Source organism: Methylobacterium sp. NPDC080182, from assembly GCF_050281105.1.
In the GTDB taxonomy this organism is placed as follows: Bacteria; Pseudomonadota; Alphaproteobacteria; order Rhizobiales; family Beijerinckiaceae; genus Methylobacterium.
Genome location: NZ_JBNNWO010000012.1, coordinates 123,992 through 142,904 on the forward strand (window position 1 = coordinate 123,992; position 18,913 = coordinate 142,904).

An 18,913-nucleotide genomic window follows, 5' to 3' on the forward strand; every position below is an offset into this window, starting at 1 on the left:
TCATGCGGCTCCTCCGGGCCGGTGACGGGGCCTCTGCCGAAAGGGCCCGGTCCTTCGGTTGGTTCCCTGACCGGGCCCGGTCCGCATTCTTCCGCCCCGGCCGGGACGATCACCGGCAGAAATGCGCCGCGGCCGGCGTCCACTGGCCGAAGCCCGTGGCGACCATGTTGGCCACGACCCGGCAGATGTAGATCTTCTGCGCCGCGTTGTTGTGCGGGCCGGCATGATAGCGCGCCACGGCCATCGTCCAGCTGCCCTCCCGCCGCTTCAGATCCCGGAGAAATTGCGTCGCGTAGTCCACGTTCGCGCGCGGGTCGATCATGGCCTCGACCGAGGCGAACTTTTCGCCGTGATAGTGGTGGTTGATCTGCATGCAGCCGAGATCGATCAGGCGCGCGCCCCGGCGGCGCGCCGCGGCGAAGTGGGCTAGCACGTCCTGGGGCCCGGTCGCGAAATAGGCCGCCCCTTCGATGTTCATGGCGTAGGGCTGGAGCGAGCCGCGCTTACCCGTCTCCGTGAGGCCGACCGCGTAGAGCACGCCGAGGGGCACGCCGTAACGGGCCGCGGCACGGCTCATCTCGGCCTCGCACACGGTCCCGGCGACCGGGGCGGCGCTACAGATAAACGCCGCCGTCGCGAGGACGTACCGTCTCATCTGTCCGCTCCCCGTCGCGCCTGCCGATCGTCGGCCGCTGCGCCGCGCGCTGGTCTGCCTGCCGCTGTCCGTCCCCGCCGTGACCCGGCCGGGCGCCGCCGTCGGTGAGCCCGGATTGGCCCTGGGACGGTGATCCGCCCGCGGAGAACCCGGCGTCGCCGGGGCGAACCGGCTCGACAATGATCTCGGGCCGGTAATGCGCGTGCTTGAGAATTTCGGTGAGGATCGCCGAATCCCGCTGCAGCATCGCCGCCGTCTCAGGACGCGCGGCGCGCAGATGGGTCTCGAGCTGACCGTCGACGAGCCGCAATTCCACCGTGACGATCCCGAGGCTCTCCGGCTGGAGCTGGATCTTGAGCACCCGGAGCGGCCCGTCCTGAGCCGCGGGGATCGTCGGATCGGCGCCGACGCGACGCTCCGGTCCGGCCGCGGTCGCGCGCTCGATCTCCCCCGTGATGGCCGCCGCGATCGTCGGCAGGACGGCGGCGAGTCGGGCCGGCTCGGTCCCGGATCCGTTGCTGGGACCCGGGATGGGGACGCCCGGCGGCCCCTGCCGGCCGGTGGGGGCGAGGAGGAGTCCGGCGATGCCGGAGCGGGGACGGTTGTCCTCGCGTGCCGTGAGCCCCCCCGGCCCATCGATCCCCGTCGCGGTGCGGGCCGACGCATCGGCGCGGGCCGACGCATCGCCGGCTCGAGGCTCGGGATCGGTCGCGAGGGCGACCGTCGCCTTCGGCGGCGCTGCGTTCACCTTCCCGGCGACCGTCCCGGCGATCTGGGTGGCGACTTGCGCGGCAATCTGGGCGGCGATCTGGGCGGCCGGCGCGATCGGAGCAGGATCGGGCCCGGCGACGGCCGGAGCCACTGGTCCGGGGCGGACGGGTCGAGGCTGAGCGTCCGCCGCGTTCGGGACGGCCGGCAACGGGGACGTTGCCGCTGCGGCGGCCGGGAGGGCGTGGCGGGCCGCCTCGGGCAGGACGGGCTTGAAGTGAACCGCCCGGTCGAGAACCTCGACCTGCGGGGGGCCGCCCTGCAGCAGGGTGCCCGGGCTCGGCCCGGCGCGCGGCGACGCGTCCGCGCGGGCCGCCTCGAGATTTCCCACGAGGCTGGTCTCCTGGGCCGCGTCGGGGCCCGCCGGGGATGCGGCGGATGGGGCCGGTCCCGGAGCGCCGGTTCCGTGTCCCGCGGGCATTTCCGGACGGGCCGACAGGACGGCCGCGCTCAGGATCTCGGCGAGCGCCGCGGCGGCGCTGCCGGGATCGCCCGGTGACGGCGGCGGCGCGGGCGATGCGTCGGCTTCGGGCCGCCGATCCTCCCCGGTCGCGCCCCCCGGTTCGTCCATCTCACCCCCGTCGGTCTCGGGTCGGGCGGCGGGAGTTCCCCCTGAGACCGCGCGCAGGAATAGGTCGAAGGCGCCCCGCACCGCAGGATCCGGCAGCGCCTGAAGGTCGCCCGCCGGATGCGGCGGTGCCACATCCCGATCGGGTTTGGGGACGGGTTTCTGGACCGCGGTGGAGATCGTGTTCACGGGGTCGCCTTGCTGAGCATCAGATCGATCCGGTCGATCGTGGCCTGCGCCTTCGGGATCAGGCTCGCGGGCCCGTCGGTGGGATCCGGCGCCGCCCGCGCCGGCTTCGCGGCGGTGTCGGCCTCCGGCAGGCCGGGCCGGCCGGCGAGCCCGCGTCCGATCGCCTCGGCGGTCGACAGGGCCGTCTCGAGGAGGGGCAGGTCGCGGGCCGTGAGTTTGGCCCTGTCGAGCGATCTCAGCGTCCGCGACCCGGACTGGAACGTCGCCAGGCTCACGATCTCGGCGGCAGCCCGGTAGAGCTGGCCCCGGGTCGCCTCCGCGCTTCCGGGCGCGCACAGCGCGAGGGCCTTCTCGCTGGCGCGGAGCGCCGCGGCCGTCTGACCCGCCTGGATCGCCGTCTGGGCGACCACGAGATACAGGTCGCGCCGGCTCTCGGGACCGAGCTCGTCCAGGATCCTGTTGAGGGTCGCGAAGCGCTCCGCGTCGTGGCCGATATCGAACTGCGTCAGCTGATAGGCCAGTCGCTGCCGGAAGTTGCCCGCGTAGATCGAGTGCGGGAAGCGGCGCAGGTACTGGATCGCCAGCGCCTCGAATGTCTTCAGGTCGCCGATCTGACCGAGGGTGAAGATCTCGCGGCGCAGGGCGCCCTCCTCGGTCAGCGTGCCCGGCAGCAGCACCCGGACGCGGTCGAGCAGGGCGATCGCCCGGATCGGCTGGTCGGGCACGGCGAGCGACGCCTGCGTCAGGCCGATGGCGCCCGCGAGCGTCGGCGGCAGCTCCGTCGTGTCGACGTCCTGGAGCAGGCGCCGCGCCTCGGCCTCCCGCCCCTCGACATAGGCGAGCGCCCCGCGCGCGAGCGTCGCTTCGGGCTCGCCGAGGCCGTCCTGAGCCGTCAGCCGGCGCAGGACGGAAGGACCGCCGCCGCTGAGGGCGAAGGTGATCGCGGCCCGGAGATTGCTCCGGCGGCCCCAGATCTCGGGCGGGGCGGCCAGGAGATCCGCGTTGATCCGGGCGATCAGCAGCGGCTGGCTCTCGTGGGCGGCCCGGGAGCCGGCGGCGACCCGATCCTGCAGCAACTGGAGCGTGCGCACCCACTGCACCGGATCGCCCGTCGGCGCCTGCGGCTCGGCGGCCGGGGCGGCGGGAGGGCCGCCCGCCGGTTCCGCGGCGACGGGGGCGGCCCTCCCCGCGATGAGCAGGCCGAGGGCGGCCGCCACGATCCGCCCGGTCCGGGACACCTTCATCCTGGAGATCCCTGCAGGAGAATCTCGATCCGCCGGTTCTCCGGAGCATTCGGATCCGCGGCGTTGCGCGGCGTCCGGTCCGCGGCGCCCTCGACGCGCCAGATCCGCGCTTCGTCGATCCCGGCCCGGGTGAGCATGTACGCCGCCATGTGGGCGCGCGCGGTGGAGAGGCGCCAATTGTCGTAGACCTCCGAGCGGAAGGGGCGGCTGTCGGTGTGGCCGCGGACGACGATCCGGCCCGGCCGCGCGGCGAGTGCCTTGGCGAGGCGCTCCATCGCGCGGACCATCTCCGGCCGGGGTTCGGCCGAGCCCACCGCGAACATGCTGAAGTTGAGATCGTCCGTGACGTTGATCAGGAGTCCCTCGGGCGTCCCCTGCACCTCGACGCGGGGGCCGGGCGTGCCGGGGGCCGGGGGCGGGAAGATCTCGGCGATCTCCGCCTTCAGCGTCGCCTCGCTCGCCGGGCTCTGCGCGGCGGCCGGGGGCTGACCGCTCACCGACGCCCCGGCGGCCCGGGCCTCCGCGGCCTTGCCCGACGGCGGTCCGGCATCCGCGGACGTCGGTCCCGCCGGCGTCGCGTCGCCCTCCCGGCCCGCGGCCTCGGCGCCGCGCGCGTCGGGCTTTGCCTGGCGCGGTGGTGGGGTGATCCCGTCCGGCGCGGGTCGCTCCGCCTTCGCGGGTGCGAGGACGTCCACCGCCCAGTACAGCGGGTCGAACGGATCGCGCGCCGCGTCCCCGCCGCGCCGTCCCGCCGCGCCGAGATCGCCGATCGCGGCGCTCTGCGGCTTGCCGGGCTCGACCTCCGCCGCGAGCTTGGCCAGCACGGAATAGGGGTCCTGGAACAGCTCCCGTTCCCGGGGCACCGATCCCGGCGGCAGGGCCGTACCCGCGTCGCGCCCGTCCGCGGTCCTCCCCGGCTCACCTGCCTGGCTGCCGGCCTTCGGATCGTTCGCGGCCGGCTGGGGATCGTTCACGCCCTTCCGGAGCGGCAGGGGCTCCGAGAGACTGATCGGGTTGAAGTAGTTCGCGATGCTGGTCTTCGTCTCGTCGTTCGTGGCCTTGATCAGCCACAGGACCAGGAAGAGCGCCATCAGGGTCGTCATGAAATCGGCGAACGCGATCTTCCAGACACCGCCGTGGTGCCCGTCATCCTCGTCGGAGGCTCGCCGGACGATGATGATCTCGGGCGGGTTGTTGGCCATGCTCAGAGATCCTCGACCAGCGCGGCGAGGCGCTCGCCCCAGGCCTGGAGCCGCGTCTCGATCAGGGTTCCGTTCATCTGGATGCGGAGATCGGGGCGGCCGTCGCCGACGACGGTGAGCCGGCCGGGCGGCAGGTCGAGGTGCCGCGCGAGCGCCTCCGTGAGGTCCGCGGGGCCGGCGATCGTGACGGTCCCCGCCCGGTCGTCCGCCGCCAGGGACGTGAGCAGCGCGCGCACCTCGCGAACCGCGTCCTGCCGCAGCGCTTCCGTCAGGAACGGCCGGAGCACCCGTGCCAGGCTGTCGGCGAGGCGCGCCTCCGCGGCCTGGATCTGCTCGGTGAGGGCGCTGGCCAGGACGGCCGCCTCCGCGGCGACCCAGCTTCTCCGCGTCTCGGCCAGCGCCGCCGCCGCGGCCTCCCGCTCGGCCGCCAGCGCGGCCTGCGCGGCGCGCGCGGCCAGGGCCTCCCCTTCCCGGCGCCCCTCGTCCCGCGCCGCCGCCGCGATCGCGTCGAGATCCGGCGGCGCCGGCTGGGCGGGGGCGGCCGGTTCCAGGCGCTTGGTGGCCAGGGCCGAGAGCGTGGACGAGGAGCGCCGGCTCGTCCCCGAGAAGACGGCCCAGGCCGGAGGTGCGTCATTCATCGCGCGGCCTCCTCACGGGTCAGCCACTGCTTCAGGATGTTGGCGACCTGTTCCTCGTCGAGTTCGACCAGTTGCTCCAGCTTGCGGATCGGCGAGCGCGCCATGTGCTCCGTCAGGTCCTCGATGAGGCTGGGCTCCGGGGTGAGCCCGCCCGGCTCCGCCGACGCGCCGTCCGGCCCGATCCCGGAATCCGCTGTGGCCAGGGCGAGTTCGGTTCCGGTCTCGGCCGGGCGGGCCAGGATGGCGTTGACGGCCGGCCGCAGGCCGAACCAGATGAGCAGGCACCCGACGATCAGGATCGTGGCCGCGTTGATCAGGGTCCCGGATTGCCGCATCAGTACGTCGGTGAACCCGAGCGCCGGCGCCGGCGCGAGGGGCTGACCCTCGTCGATGAAGCTCACCGCCGCGACCTTGAGCTGGTCGCCCCGCGCCCTGTTCACGCCGGCCGCCGAGGTCACCAGCTGCTCGATCTCGGCGACCTGCGGATCGAGGGGCGGCGCGGTCCCGTCCTTCGCGCCGCCGGCGAGCGCCTCGAGGCGGGACCGGTTGACCAGCACGGCAACCGACAGGGTCTTGATCGAGTAGCCGTCGCTGACGGTCTGGACCGTCTTCGACGAGATCTCGAAGTTGGTCAGTTCCTCCCGGCGCTGACTCTCCGCGCTCGAGTTCTCGGCGCCCTCGGACCTGACGCGCTGATCGGGCAGGTTCTGCTGCGCGGTGGTGGGCTTCTGCGGGGCCCGGTTCTGCGAGCTGTCCGATTCCTTGATCGTCCGCAGCGAGCGCTCGACCTTCTGGTCCGGGTTGAAGATCGTCTCGTCGGTCTTGGTCTTGTCGGTGTTCAGGCGGGCGACGACGCTGACCTCGAAGTTGTTCGGTCCGAGATAGGGCGTGAGCGTCCGGCGGATGTTGTCCTGGATCTCCCGGTTGACGCTCTGCTCCAGATTCGTCAGGCGCCCGGCCGGCGCCGTCGTGGCATCGTCTCCGGCGAGCAGCACCGTCCCGTCGGTGTTGAGCACCGTCACCTTGTCGGGCTTCATCCCGGGAATGGCGGCCGCGACCAGCTGGCGGATCGCGGGGGCGACCGTGGCATCGTTGGCCGGTTCCGTGCGCACCACCACCGAGGCCGAGGCGGGCTGCTGCTCCCGGCGGAACGAGCCGGGATCGGGCATGACGATGTGGACCCGGGCCGCCTTGACGCTCTTGAGGGTCTGGATCGTGCGGGCGATCTCGCCCTCCAGGGCGCGGACCCGCGTGATGTCCTGCATGAACGAGGTCAGGCCCAGGGAGCCCAGGTCGTTGAACAGCTCGTAGCCCGCCTTGCCGCTCTGCGGCAGGCCCTTCTCGGCCAGGAGCATGCGCGCCTGGGCCGTCTGCCCGTAGCTGACCAGGACCGACGTCCCGTCCGCGCTGATATCGAAGGGGATGCCGGCATCCTTGAGCGCGGCGCCCATGCGGCTCACGTCGTCGCGGCTGAGGCCGGAATAGAGCGTCTCGCGCAGCGGCCGGCTCAGGTAGTAGGCGCCCAGGCCGACCGCCAGGAACACGGTCAGGCCCACCAGCCCGAGGGCGATGAGGCGCCGGGGGCCGAGGTCCAGGATGTTGCTCCAGAGCTTCTGGAGATGTTCGCGACCGGGCATCAGCAGGACTCGATATCCACCGCAGTGGCTCCGCTCCCGCATGGCGGATCAACCTTGCGCGAAGGTGGTCTCCTGTGAGGGGCGGAAAATAAAAGGGCCGCGCACCCGAAGATGCGCGGCCCCGTCAGCCCGATAGACGGACCTTGAGGACGATCAGGGGACCCGGATCAGTTGCGGAACAGGCTCAGGATCTGCTGCGTGTTCTGGTTGGCGATCGTGAGCGACTGGATCCCGAGCTGCTGCTGGACCTGCAAAGCCTTCAGCTTCGTCGACTCCTCTTCCATGTTGCCGTCGACCAGGATGCCGATCGAGGTGTCGTTGGCCTTCGACAGGGTGTCGGTGTAGTTCAGGAACGACTGCATCTGGGCCTTGAGCGAGCCGAGGTTGGACGCCACCGCGGTCAGGGCCGTGGAGATGCGCTCGACCATGGCGACGTAGGCGTTCACCTTCGACAGGTCGTTCGGCAGGACCGTCGAGATGTCCATCGTGTCGAAGTTGAGCGTGTAGGCCTTGAGGAAGCCGTTGTTGTCCGCGCCGAGGACGCCGTAATCCTTGTTCAGGATGCCGCCCTTGCCGTCATTGCCCACTCGGGCCGCAGCGTTCGCCGTGTTCCTCGCGTTGTTGTAGGTCGTGGTGGCCGTGTCGAAGGAAGCCTTGGCCGCGGTGTAGGCCGTGACAGCGGCGGTGTCCTTGCCGCTGCTGTTGTAGGCGGCGAGGGCCGCGTCGTAGGACGCCTTGGCGGTGTCGTAGGTGGTCTGGACCGACCCCACGTTGGCGCTGGTGCCGTTGGTGCCCGCGGTGGTCCGGACGTCGTACAGCTTGAGCTGAGCCGTATCGACATCGGTGGTCGTCAGGGTGGGCTTGCCCAGGACGCGGGTGAAGCCCGAGACGACCTTCCGGATCGCCGCGTAGGTCGGCTGGCTGGAATCGACCGACAGCCAGCTCTCGCCGGCCTGCGACGCGTCGGCCGCGTAGGCGCGGAACCGCGAGATCGTCGCGTTGAGGTCGTTCTGGATCAGCATGCGGTCGACGCCGACGCCGGAGGCCGTGGTCAGCTTCCGCTTCACCTCGGCTAGCTCGCCGACCATCGTGTTGAGGGCCTGGTAGGTGATGTTGACGACGCCCAGGCCCTGGCCGATCGAGTCCTTCACGGCGCCGAGCGAGGCGTTGTCCTGGCGGATCTGCGTGGCGATGGCCCAGTAGGCGGCGTTGTCGGAGGCACCGTTGATCTTCAGACCCGTCGAGATGACGTCGTTGGTCTTGTCCAGGTTCTGGCCGATGAGCTTCAGCGTCAGCTGCGCCGTCATCGCGGCGTTGTTGGTGAACAGGCTCGACATGGGATGTCCCTGAGAGAGGAAAATACGAACGGGACATGCCGGACTTTCACCGGCATAACAGGGCGGCATCATGCCTTCGAGGTCGCCGATCCGGCTCAAGACCTCAACCTGTTATCGATCCTGCGCCGAAGGACAATCTCGCTTCCGGATTGACTGTTCGCGCCGCAGTCGAAGCGTAGATGGGGCAGCGAACGACGGAAGTCAACTCCGAAAAATCGATGGCGGAGACGTTTCTTGCCGGATCTCTCTGTGGAGATATTCGGATCGCTAGAAATACGATTTCACAAGACCGCTGACGAGCATGTTCCAGCCGTCGATTAAGACAAAAAAGAGGATCTTGAACGGTAGCGAAATCACGGTCGGCGGCAGCATCATCATGCCCATGGACATGACCAGCACGGCGATGACCATGTCGATGACCAGGAAGGGCAGCGCGATCAGGAAGCCGATCTCGAAGCCCCGGCGCAGCTCCGAGATCATGAAGGCCGGGATCAGGATCCTGAGGTCCGTCCGGCCGCCATCCGGCGCCTTGGACAGGTTGGCGGCGGCGATCTCCGCGAAGGTGTCGAGATCCTTGGGGCGGACATGGGCCAGCATGAAGTCGCGGAACGGCGCGGTCACCTTGGCGAAGGCCTCCTCCTCGGTGATCCGGTTCTCGGTGAGCGGGCGGACGCCGTCCTGCCACGCGCGGTCGAAGGTCGGCCCCATGACGTAGAATGTCATGAACAGCGACAGGCTGATGAGCACGAGATTCGCCGGCGCGCTCTGGAGACCGAGGCCCGAGCGCAGGAACGAGAGCGCGACGACAAATCGGGTGAAGCTCGTCACCATGACGAGCAGGCCCGGCGCGATCGACAGCACCGTCATCAGCGCGATGATCTGGATCATGCGTCCGCTGACCGAGTCGTTGCCCGGGGGCAGCACCTGGTCGAGGCTGAAGCCCTGGGCGGTTGCGGCCGTGGCGACGAGGAGCAGCGGGCTCGCCAGAGAGACGCGACGCAGCATGGCGTGTGACCGATCCTGATATGCGTCGGCCACGCGCGCGGGCAGCCGACCGGGCGCCCTACTGGACGACGAGCGTTTCGATGAAGAGGGCGCGGATCTGGCCGTTGCTCCGGATCTGCACGCGCTCCGTGAGATCCTCCCGCAGATGGCTCAGGCCGCTCGGGCCCTCGATCTGCGCGACCGAGAGCGTGCGCAGATAGCCCATGATGTCCTGCCGGATCTCCGCGACCACGGCCTGGGGATTGGCGAAGGTCCCGTTCCTGACGATCACGGAGGATTCGAGCCGGACCCAGACGTCGCCGGGGCCCGCGAGGTTGGTCACCACCGTGCCGAGACTCGTCAGGGTCTCGTTCTCGGCGTAGGCCGTCACCGGCCGCACCTGCTCGTCCTGGGCCTTTCGCCGCTCGTCGAGGGCCTTCTCGACCCGCGCGATCATGTGGAGACCGCTCGCCCCCCCGACGCCGACCGCCAGGACCGTGAGCAGCGTGAGGAGCAGCAGCCAGCGGAGCCGCGCGCGGCGCGTGACGGTGTCGGAGGCCATGGTGCGTGTCCGGATCAGAACGGAGAGACCAGGTCGTAGACCTGCTGAGCGACGGCGGGCTGCTGCACCTCCATGAGCCGCCCGCGACCGCCGTAGGAGACCCGCGCCTCGGCGATCTTGTCGTAGTCGATCGTGTTCCGGCGCGAGATGTCGCGCGGCCGGACGATGCCGGCGATGTTGAGGACGCGGACCTCGAAGTTGACCCGCACCTCCTGCGAGCCGCTGATCAGCATGTTGCCGTTCGGGAAGACGTGCGTGACGACGGCGGCCACGGAGAGCCGCAGCTGCTCCTTGCGGTCGATGGTGCCCTGCCCCTTGGTCGACGAGTTGCCGTTGACCTCGTAGTGGTTCTTCGATTCCGGGGTGAGGCCGAACAGGTCGAACTGGAGGTCGACGCTCGTCTTGGCCCGCGAGTCGCGCGACCGGTCGGTGGCGTTGTCGAACTGGGCCTTGTCGTTCATCGCGATGAGCACGGTCAGCACGTCGCCGACGTTCTTGGCGCGCGGGTCCTGGAACAGGTCCGCGCTCTGCTGGGCCCAGGTCGAGTGGTAGCCCTGCGCCTGCGACGCGACGGCGAGCGGCGGCACGGCGTCGTGGTTCGGATCGATGCCGAGGCCGACGGGACTCAGGGCCGGCGCCCGGCCGATCTCCTGTACGGGGGTCGCGCAGGCCCCGAGGGTCGTGAGCGCCGCGATGGCAGCCAGCCGCTTCATCCTGATTTCCCGTTGTCCTGCGCGCGGCGCCCGCCGTCGTCCGAGGACGGCTCGGGCGGCGCCCGGGAGGCGTCGTCGGGCCGGGGAAGGACCAGCGTCTTCGGGGGCGTGTTGGTGATGACGTTGGCGAGGCGCGCGGCCCGGCCGGGCTCCATCTCGTTCAGGATGGCGCTGGCGATGCGGGCGTCGAGGCGCGTCAGGATCGCGGCGGCGGCCTCGCTGTCCATGGCGGTCAGCTGCTGCGAGGCGGCCTCGGGCCGCATCCTCGCGTAGATGGCCGTGACGCTCTCGTCCGCCTTGGCGAGGAAGGCCTGCCGGCGCTTCAGCCACGCCTCGTATTCCGCGCGCTTGGCCTCCAGCTGACCGATCCGCACCTCGACGTCCTTGGCGAGCGCGGTCAGCGTCTCCTTCTGCCACGTGAAGCGGGCGTCGGCCGCGGCATCGGCGATGCCGGCACAGTACGAGGCCGGGCGGCCATCCTCCGCCCTGGCCGGCTCCGCCGGCTTCGGCTGCGCCGAGACCGGGGACGCGACCAGGACGGCCGCCGCCGCGAGGGCGAGGCCGCGCGGGCCGCGCCAGCCGCCGGCAGCGGAGCGTTGCTTGCGGACCGGACGGATCATTGGATCACCAGCTCTGCCTGGAGGGCGCCGGCCGTCTTCACCGCCTGGAGGATGGCGATGACGTCCGTCGGCTTCATCCCGACATTGTTCAGGCCGCGGATCAGGGTCTGCAGATCGGGGCCCGCCACGATGGCGAGGCGCGCCGTCCGCTCGCCGGCCTCGATGTCGGTCCGGGGCACGACGGTGGTCTGCCCGTCGGAGAACGGGGCGGGCTGGGAGACCTGCGGCGTCTCGGTGATGCGCACCGTCAGGTCGCCGTGGCTGACCGCCACGGTGGAGACCTGGACGTTCCGGCCGATGACCACGGTCCCGGTCCGCTGATCGATCACCACCTTCGCGGGGATGTCGGGCTGGACCTGCAACTCGCCGATCTCGGCCATGAACCGGGTCCGGCCCACGTGGCCGGGGCGGGACAGGACCACCGTGCGGTAGTCGCGCGGGCTCGCCGCGCGCCGCCCGTATTTCTGGAGCGTGTAGGCGTTGATCGCGTCCGAGATCAGGACGGCGGTGTGGAAGTCCGGGTTCTTCAGCTCGAGCGCCATGCCGGGCAATTCGCTGAACGTGCCGGCGACCGCGCGCTCCACCAGGGCCCCGTTGGGGATCCGGGCGGCCGTCGCCACGCCCGAGACCAGCGATTCCGCCTGCCCGGTGACGCTGAAGCCGGAGACGACGAGCGCCCCCTGGGCGACCGCGTAGATCTGCCCGTCGCCGCCCGAGAGCGGCGTCATCAGCAGCGTGCCGCCGCGCAGGGAGGTCGCGTCGCCCATGGAGTTCACGGAGACGTCGACGCGCGACCCCGGCTCGACATAGGCCGGCAGGTTGGCCGTCACCATCACGGCCGCCACGTTGCGGGTCCGCAGCCGCTGGTCGCGCACGTTGATGCCGAGGCGATCGAGCATCGATTGCAGCGACTGTTCCGTGAACTGCGCGTTGCGCAGGGTGTCGCCGGTGCTCTGCAGGCCCGTGACGAGCCCGTAGCCGACGATCTGGTTGTCGCGCACGCCCTGCAGCGTGGCGATGTCCTTGATGCGCGTCGCCGACGCGGCCGCCGGCCAGAGCGCGAGGCCGGCGAGGAGCAGGAGGATCAGCGGGCGCATCACGGCTGTCCCGTCCGCACGCGGCCGTCCGGCTGGACGATGCCCTGGACGACCCGCCCGGTGGCGGCGTTCCGCACGTTCACCGCCTCGTTCACGGCCGCGTTCGCCAGGGCCGTGCCCACGGTCGAGATCGTGACGCCGTGCTCCTCGAAGACGATCACGGCCGGCGCGCCGCGGGTCACGAGCTTCGCTTCCTCCAGGGCGATCGACGGGATCGTCTCGCCCGGCAGGAGCGTCCGCCGCGCGATGCGGCCGACCGCGCGGGCCGCCGTGTCGGCCACGGGCAGGCGCGGCCGGTAGTTCTCCGGAAACGCCTGCTCGCGCAGCATCGTCGGCTTGATGACGTCGCCCGCGTAGATCGTCGCGACCGGCACCGGCAGCATCTGCTCCCCCGCGACGGCGGGCCCGGCCGTCAGGGCGGCTGCCGTGGCGGTTGCCGTGACGGTCGCGAGGGCGGCCGCCGCGCGCGCCGCCAGGCCGGCCGCGCCGAGCGCCCGCACCCTCCGCGCCGCGATCCTCCCGGGGCGATCAACTCGGGTCATGATCTTATCGGATGCCCTTCGAGATCGTGCCGGCCATCTCGTCCGCGGCCTGGATCACCTTCGAGTTCATCTCGAAGGCCCGCTGGGCCGAGATCAGGTTCGTGATCTCCCGGACCGGGTCGACGTTCGACGTCTCGAGATAGCCCTGGTGGATCTTGCCGAAGCCCGGGTCGGCGGCGAAGCCGGTCACCGGGAGGCCCGAGGCCGCGGTCTCCCGGTAGAGGCCGTTGCCCAGGGGCTCGAGACCGGCATCGTTGGTGAAGTTGGCGAGCTGCAGCTGGCCGATCGTCTGCGGCAGCTGCTGCCCGTCGACCTTGACCATCACCTGGCCGGTCTCGTTGATCACCACGTCGATCGCGTTCTGCGGAATGATGATCGCCGGATCGACGCTGTAGCCTTCGGCCGTGACGAGGCGTCCGTCGGCGTTCTTGTTGAAGGAGCCGGCGCGCGTGTAGTTGATCTCGCCGTTGGGCATCGTCACCTGGAACCAGCCGCGGCCGTTGATCGCGAGGTCCAGCGGATTCGTCGTGTTGTTCAGCGGGCCCTGCCGGTGCAGGTTCCGGATCGCCGTGTTGCGCACGCCGAGCCCGAGCATCGCGCCCTCCGGAATGGCCGACTCGCCCGCCTGGATCGGCACGCCCGCGGGGCGCTCGGCCTGGTAGATCAGGTCCTTGAATTCCGCGCGGGCCGCCTTGAACGCCGTCGTGTTCAGGTTCGAGATGTTGTTGGCGATGACTTCGACGTTCAGTTGCTGGGCATTCATGCCCGTGGCCGCGATGGCGAGCGCTCTCATGATCGGGTCTTTGCGCCGGAGGGGATGGGATCGGGTTGGGACGTGCCGGCGCGTCGCCCCGGAGGCCGGGGCTTCGCCGGTGACGCGGGGGTCGCCTCAGATCGCCATGCGGACGATTTCCAGGTAGGCGGCGACGACCTTGTCGCGGATGGCGACCGCGGTCTGGAGGCTCTGCTCGGCCGACATCACCGCCTCGACCACGGCCTGGGTCGACGCCTTGCCCTGGATCCCGGAGATCGCCGCCGCCTCGCCGGTCTTCACCGTGTCGCGCATCTGTCCGGCGATCTGCGTCAGGAGATCGCCGAAATTGGAAGCCGCGGCCGCGGGCGACGTCTGCCGGATCCCCGGCATGGCCAGGCCGAATTCCGACGCGCCGAACACGGTGTTCGTGTCGGACGTGCTTGCGAGGGCGGCGAGGGACTGGATCATCACGGCCTCAGGAGTTCGATGATGCTGGCGACCATCGCGCGGGTCTGCTTGATCATCTGCAGGTTGGCCTCGTACGAGCGGTTGGCCTCCCGCATGTCGGCCATCTCGATCAGCATGTTCACGTTCGGCAGCTTGACGTTGCCGTCGGCGTCCGCGGCCGGGTTCCCGGGATCGTACGCGACCCGGAACGGCGCCGTGTCCGCGCCGATCTGGCGGACCGCGACGGCCGCGGTCCCGGAGGCGCGGTCGAGGGCCGTGCGGAACGTGATGGTCTTGCGGGTATAGGGATCCGAGCCGGCGGTCTGTCCCGTCGACTGCGCGTTCGCGATGTTCTCCGCGATGACCCGCAGGCGCTCGGATTGCGCCTCCATGCCGGAGCCCGCGATCCGCGAGGAGGCGGCCAGGGGATCGATCACTGGCCGGCCTTCGTGCTCAGGGCCAGCATGCGGTTGAACGCCTTGACCACGCTGCCGTTGAGCGCCTGATCGCGGCTCACCTCGCCGGACTTCATCAGCTGTTCCTCGAGGCTGACCGAGTTGCCGGAATGGACGACATCCCATCCGCCCGAGGCGCTCGCCCGCGCCGGCCGCGCGCCGGGCCCGTCGAGCTCCAGGTGCCCGGCCCGCGTGGCCGCCATCGTCAGCGCGGTCTTGTTCAGCACGTCCCGGAACGGCGCCAGGTCGCGCGCGCGGTACCCCGGTGTGTTGGCGTTCGCGATGTTGCCCGAGATCACCGCCTGCCGCGCAGTCAGGTGCTGCAACTGCCGGGACGCGAGATTGAACAGGAAGATTGGACTCATGATCCGTCGGTTTCCCGGCTAGGCAAAGTCGTCGGCAGGAACGATCCGGGCCTCGGGAGCATCTCGCCGCGCCGTGCGTCGATCTCGTCGCCGTTTCCGGCGGGACGATTTCCTGCCGGCGGATCTTTGCGCGTCCTGTCTTGTCCGAAGCTTGCGGTGGGTGATCCCGGTCGAAGGAGGGCTCGCGGGCCCGTCGTGCCGCCCGAGAGCGCGGCCCAAGAGCGCGGCCCGTGAGCGCCGCCGGTGACGCGGCTTCCGGCCCGGACGCGGCCGCGCTGCCGGGCGCCGCGTCCGTATCGGCACCGGCCTGCGCGGCCGCTCAGTTCACGAAGGCGTAGCCGAGGTAGCGCCGGACCTCGATCGGATCGAAGCTCAGCTTCTGGCGGAGCTTCTTGCGCAGCTTGCTGATGTGCCCCTCGATCACGCTCTCGTCCACGTCGCTCGTGAACGCACCGTAGACTGCGTTGAACACCTGCTCCTTCGTCATCCGTCGCCCGCGGTTGCGGACCAGGAACTCGAGGATCTGACGTTCGCGGCGGGGCAGCGTCATCTTCTCCCCGTCGATGTCGGGGTCGCGCCCGTCGAAGTACACTTTCAGCCGTGCGGACCGGTCGACCACCGTCAGATCCTTCGCGGTCTCGCGCTGCGAGCGGCGCCACACCGCCTCGGTTCGCGCGAGGATCTCCCGGACGTGGACGGGCTTCCGGACGACGTCGTCGATACCGGCCCCGAACAGGTTCAGGGTCTCGCTCAGGCAGCGCGTCTCGATCATCGCGATGATCGGCGCGCGCGACCGCTTCTGGATCAGCTCCGGCAGGTCCGATCGCTGCGCGCAATCGCCGAGCAGGAAGCCCTGGACAGCCTCGAGATCGGTCGTGGGAGCCGTCTGCAGCCAGTCCTCGAAATCATCCGCCAGCAATCCGACCGATGTTATGCCTTCTCTATTGAAATTGGCCACGTATCCATCGGTTACAATCGGCCGCTCATCGACAATGACGTACATTGCCACAAGACTCCGTTGGGATTAGTGGTGCTCCAGATATGCTATATGATCTGGAACGAAGTTGTTTGCCTGGCTTCCATCCCATGGCGCAAGCATGAGATCAGGTCAACAGTCCGGATTTCACGCCGCCTGCCGCATTAAATTTGATGTGATGGCGCAAATTTTCGAGACTGGCGCGGAATTACGATCGATTTTACGGACATTGTTCTCAAATTTCGGACGGTCAGCGTCGATGCTCGTGCGAAATCAGGATCACCCGGGATGAGCGACACGATCGTGTTTCGCTCGGATGTTGCGAGATCTCCTCAGGTCAGATGAGCGATCGTTCTGTCTTCAAACCGGCCGCGGTGCGGCACGTCGCGGCCTCCGCGAACCTGCGCGACGCGGATCAGATCGTCGGCCACAAGAATCGCTGGTCACGGGCCGTCTACGCGTTCGACGGCCTGTCATCGGGCGAGTGGTATGAGTTCAACGCATACGTCGTCTGCGACAGCGTCGAGGGCGCGCTCGAGGCCCGGGATTTCGCGGCGATCGGCGTCGCGTTCCTGACAGGGGACCGGTCCGAGATCGATTTCGCGCGCGTGCCGGGGCTGATTCGGACATCGATGGACGCGCACGGCGCCTGGCTGGCCGGCCCGCGCTCGGCGGGAGGCGGCGCGGATGCGCGCAGCCTCCCCGTGCGGCTGCGATTCTACCTACCGGCTCCCGCGGTTGAGGTGGCGATCCTCATCAGGAGCTGGCGCAACACCCGGCCGTTCCGGGTCGTCGATCCCGAGATCCGGCCGGCCGGCCGCCGGGCGCCCGCCGCGCGTGACACGGCCGCGGGGCCGCCGCAGGGCCGCCTCTTCCAGGACGGTCGGATCGGCCTCGGCCCTGAACCTGTCTGGTTCCGGCACGGCCTCGTTCCGGGACGCGCGCTGGTGTTCAGGGGGCAGGTCGTCGCGCAGGGCCCGTCCGAGGGGGCGCTGGCCCAGATCCGCTTCCGCGACGCCGGCGGCGATCCGATACCGCCCCCCTACCCCGACACCTTGGCCACGCTGTCGGTCCCGGCCTTCCTCGACATCCCGGTCCATCGGCAAGCCTACCGGTTCACCGTGAAGGTCTGCCCGCCTCCGGAGGCCGCGACGCTCGATATCGGCTTCGCGACCTGGGAGGGCGGCGCGGACCTCGCGCTGGCCGCCGCGCCGGACGTGCTCCTCGACGACGACCTGCGCCTCGCGAATCTGACGGACGACGCCGATCCGGGGGTCGAGGCAGTCCTGGCGCGGCTGCTCGATCGCCTCGCTCTCCCGGGCGACGGCGCCCGTGCGGGATTGATCCGGCCTTTCCTGGATCTCGACCGCCTGGCCGAGCGGCCGTCGCCGCTGCGCAGCTTCGCGCGCCTGCGGGACGGGCCCGACGCCTATGTCTGGGCAGAGGGCGCGATCCGTCTCGCGACCCGGCCCGCCTGGAGGCTGCCGGAGGCGCCGGACTGGGCGGCCGACCCGTTCCGGTCGCAGGCCTGGCGCCTGGCGTTCCAGTCCCTGGCATGGACCTGGGCCGCCGCGGAGAGTCCGGAGCGCGGTATCCGGGACCGCGCGGTCGCGGCCGCCCTCTCTTGGTCCCGGGCGAATCCCTGGGGTCAGCCGGCCGATATGCTGAGCCTGCACCCCGCCTGCGCGGCGCTGCGTCTGGAGGCGATGCTGGGCCTGCTCGAGGCCGCGGCGCGGGACCCGGGCGAGGCGCGCGAGGTCGCCGTCGAGATCCTGGGCGGCGAGGTCGTGCGGCACGCCGCGGCCCTGGCCGAGATCCTCGCGCAGGGCACGGTGGCGGGGTCTCTTCTGGAGCTCCAGGTCGCGGCCGCCCTGCTGGCGGCCGGACTCGCGCTCCCCGCCTTCCCGATGTCGCGGCACTGGACGCATCTCGCGGCGCTCGCCCTGCGGAGCGGCTTCGAGACGATGATCGATCCCGGCGGCGGCGTCGCGGAGCCGTCCTATCACCGCAGCCTCGAGCTCCTCACGCTGGCCCTGATCCTCGTACCCGTCCTGGGTGACCGGCCGGAGCTGGCGCCGCTCGCCGAACGCCTCGACCAGCGTCTGCCGGCGGCCTGGGCCGGGATGATCGCCCTGTTCGAGCCGGACGGGGGCCTGCCCCCGTTCGACGCCACGCCCGACCACGCGGACCGATACCGCTGGCTGGAGCGGCTGGCAGCCGCGCATGCGCGGCCCGGGATGGCCCTCCCCGTGCCGGGACAGGCCGCCGGCGGAGGGGGCGCCGCCGCCGGTGCGAGCCGTCCCGGGACCCTCATCGTGCGCCGGCCGGACGACGGCGCGGGCTGGGCCGCCTTCACGGCGGATTTCTCCGCTCAGGTCGACCCGCAGGATCACCGGGACTGCACCGCCTTCACCTTCGCCACCGGCGGCCTGCGCTGGATTACCGAGGGCGAGGGCCTGCACGCGGCGACGGCACGGGCGCACAACGTCGCGCTCCCGGACGGTCGAGAGCCGGGGGCCGGCGCGGGCCGCGCTCACGAGGCCCTCCGCCTGGGTGACGCCACCGCCTACCGTGTCGAGACCAGCGTGCACGGGCCCGACTATCGACACGTCCGGACCTTCGTGCTGCTGGAGGACCTCTCCGGCATCGCCGTGTTCGACCGGTTCCTGACGGAGGAGCGCCCCCTCGCGGTCGAAGGCTTCCTGCATCTCGATCCCGCGGTGACGGTCGCCCTCGACGCGTCGTGCCGGGTGTTCGGCCTGTCCGGCGGGCGGCGGCTGCACATCCTGCCCTGCCCGCTCATCGGCCGCTTCGATGATCTCGCCGTGAGCCGCCACAACCGCGCTTCGCGATCGGTAGACGGGGCGCGGGGCGGCGCCGTCCTCCGCTACGGCCTGTCGGGCACGGGGACCGTCGAAGGTGGCCTGCTGATCGCCGCCTCCGCGGGCAGCCTCGACCGGCTCACGACGACGGTCGAGGGTCCGGCGTTCCGGCGCGCTCGCGCGTCGTGAGTCGGGTGCGCGGCGCGCGTCTGTCCCGATGTCCGGGTTCGCGGGCCGTCGCTGGGGAAATCCCGGACTTGCGAGCCCTCCGGGAGTCCTGCCGCGCCTGGATGCTCCCGGAGCGGGGCTCGTGGCGAGGCTCCTGAGCGCGGTCGTTC

General features: G+C 70.8%; 19 protein-coding genes. 1 reads left to right on the top strand and 18 read right to left on the bottom strand.

Translation table 11 applies throughout. The features are described 5' to 3' along the window. Positions 1-109 precede the first annotated feature (109 nt). The 18 genes from ACQKQD_RS21180 to ACQKQD_RS21265 form a co-directional block, all read right to left on the bottom strand. On the bottom strand, positions 110-655 hold the full coding sequence (locus ACQKQD_RS21180) for a transglycosylase SLT domain-containing protein (RefSeq protein WP_132367638.1): 546 nt from the start codon (positions 653-655) through the stop codon (positions 110-112). Continuing rightward, the gene (locus ACQKQD_RS21185; RefSeq protein ID WP_427509468.1) at positions 615-1,754 is read right to left on the bottom strand and encodes a flagellar hook-length control protein FliK; all 1,140 of its coding nucleotides are present in this window, start codon (positions 1,752-1,754) and stop codon (positions 615-617) included. Before ACQKQD_RS21185 ends, ACQKQD_RS21180 begins: the two co-directional genes overlap by 41 nt. Positions 1,755-2,176: 422 nt before the next feature. Beyond that, the gene (locus tag ACQKQD_RS21190; protein ID WP_427509469.1) at positions 2,177-3,424 is read right to left on the bottom strand and encodes a chemotaxis protein; all 1,248 of its coding nucleotides are present in this window, start codon (positions 3,422-3,424) and stop codon (positions 2,177-2,179) included. Continuing rightward, a complete protein-coding gene (locus tag ACQKQD_RS21195; protein ID WP_427509470.1) occupies positions 3,421-4,626 on the bottom strand; it encodes a MotB family protein in 1,206 nt (401 codons plus the stop codon). The genes ACQKQD_RS21190 and ACQKQD_RS21195 overlap by 4 nt, the downstream gene beginning before the upstream one ends. A gap of 2 nt (positions 4,627-4,628) precedes the next feature. Continuing rightward, on the bottom strand, positions 4,629-5,264 hold the full coding sequence (locus ACQKQD_RS21200) for a hypothetical protein (protein WP_427509471.1): 636 nt from the start codon (positions 5,262-5,264) through the stop codon (positions 4,629-4,631). Further along, a complete protein-coding gene (gene fliF / locus ACQKQD_RS21205) occupies positions 5,261-6,901 on the bottom strand; it encodes a flagellar basal-body MS-ring/collar protein FliF (protein WP_427509472.1) in 1,641 nt (546 codons plus the stop codon). The genes ACQKQD_RS21200 and fliF overlap by 4 nt, the downstream gene beginning before the upstream one ends. A 167-nt stretch (positions 6,902-7,068) precedes the next feature. Next, the gene (locus ACQKQD_RS21210) at positions 7,069-8,238 is read right to left on the bottom strand and encodes a flagellin (protein ID WP_427509473.1); all 1,170 of its coding nucleotides are present in this window, start codon (positions 8,236-8,238) and stop codon (positions 7,069-7,071) included. Positions 8,239-8,505: 267 nt separating this feature from the next. Beyond that, positions 8,506-9,243 (bottom strand): flagellar type III secretion system pore protein FliP, encoded by a 738-nt coding sequence (fliP, locus tag ACQKQD_RS21215; RefSeq protein ID WP_427509474.1) that lies wholly within the window; start codon positions 9,241-9,243, stop codon positions 8,506-8,508. 58 nt (positions 9,244-9,301) lie between these two features. Next, entirely contained in the window at positions 9,302-9,784 is a 483-nt protein-coding gene (locus ACQKQD_RS21220) for a flagellar basal body-associated FliL family protein (protein ID WP_427509475.1), read from the bottom strand. Between the two features lie 14 nt (positions 9,785-9,798). Next, a complete protein-coding gene (flgH, locus tag ACQKQD_RS21225) occupies positions 9,799-10,497 on the bottom strand; it encodes a flagellar basal body L-ring protein FlgH (RefSeq protein ID WP_427509476.1) in 699 nt (232 codons plus the stop codon). Next, the gene (locus ACQKQD_RS21230; protein ID WP_427509477.1) at positions 10,494-11,117 is read right to left on the bottom strand and encodes a MotE family protein; all 624 of its coding nucleotides are present in this window, start codon (positions 11,115-11,117) and stop codon (positions 10,494-10,496) included. Before ACQKQD_RS21230 ends, flgH begins: the two co-directional genes overlap by 4 nt. After that, a complete protein-coding gene (flgI, locus tag ACQKQD_RS21235; RefSeq protein WP_427509478.1) occupies positions 11,114-12,214 on the bottom strand; it encodes a flagellar basal body P-ring protein FlgI in 1,101 nt (366 codons plus the stop codon). Before flgI ends, ACQKQD_RS21230 begins: the two co-directional genes overlap by 4 nt. Then, complete coding sequence (flgA, locus tag ACQKQD_RS21240) at positions 12,214-12,756, bottom strand: flagellar basal body P-ring formation chaperone FlgA (RefSeq protein WP_427509479.1); 543 nt, start codon at positions 12,754-12,756, stop codon at positions 12,214-12,216. The genes flgI and flgA overlap by 1 nt, the downstream gene beginning before the upstream one ends. A gap of 4 nt (positions 12,757-12,760) precedes the next feature. Then, positions 12,761-13,549 carry a flagellar basal-body rod protein FlgG gene (flgG, locus tag ACQKQD_RS21245; protein ID WP_427509480.1) on the bottom strand — a complete coding sequence of 263 codons (789 nt, stop codon included), beginning with the start codon at positions 13,547-13,549 and terminating at the stop codon, positions 12,761-12,763. A 96-nt stretch (positions 13,550-13,645) separates the two neighbouring features. Then, positions 13,646-13,978: a flagellar hook-basal body complex protein FliE gene (locus ACQKQD_RS21250; protein ID WP_427509481.1), complete on the bottom strand. Its 333-nt coding sequence runs from the start codon at positions 13,976-13,978 to the stop codon at positions 13,646-13,648. Then, entirely contained in the window at positions 13,978-14,394 is a 417-nt protein-coding gene (gene flgC / locus ACQKQD_RS21255) for a flagellar basal body rod protein FlgC (RefSeq protein WP_427509482.1), read from the bottom strand. The genes ACQKQD_RS21250 and flgC overlap by 1 nt, the downstream gene beginning before the upstream one ends. Beyond that, on the bottom strand, positions 14,391-14,777 hold the full coding sequence (gene flgB / locus ACQKQD_RS21260) for a flagellar basal body rod protein FlgB (protein ID WP_427509483.1): 387 nt from the start codon (positions 14,775-14,777) through the stop codon (positions 14,391-14,393). The genes flgC and flgB overlap by 4 nt, the downstream gene beginning before the upstream one ends. A 319-nt stretch (positions 14,778-15,096) precedes the next feature. Continuing rightward, a complete protein-coding gene (locus ACQKQD_RS21265) occupies positions 15,097-15,780 on the bottom strand; it encodes a response regulator transcription factor (RefSeq protein ID WP_427509484.1) in 684 nt (227 codons plus the stop codon). Positions 15,781-16,094: 314 nt separating this feature from the next. Here ACQKQD_RS21265 and ACQKQD_RS21270 point away from each other — a divergent pair, with 314 nt between their 5' ends. Further along, positions 16,095-18,764, top strand: coding sequence for a heparinase II/III domain-containing protein (locus ACQKQD_RS21270; protein WP_427509485.1), 2,670 nt, complete (start codon positions 16,095-16,097; stop codon positions 18,762-18,764). Positions 18,765-18,913: the final 149 nt, after the last annotated feature.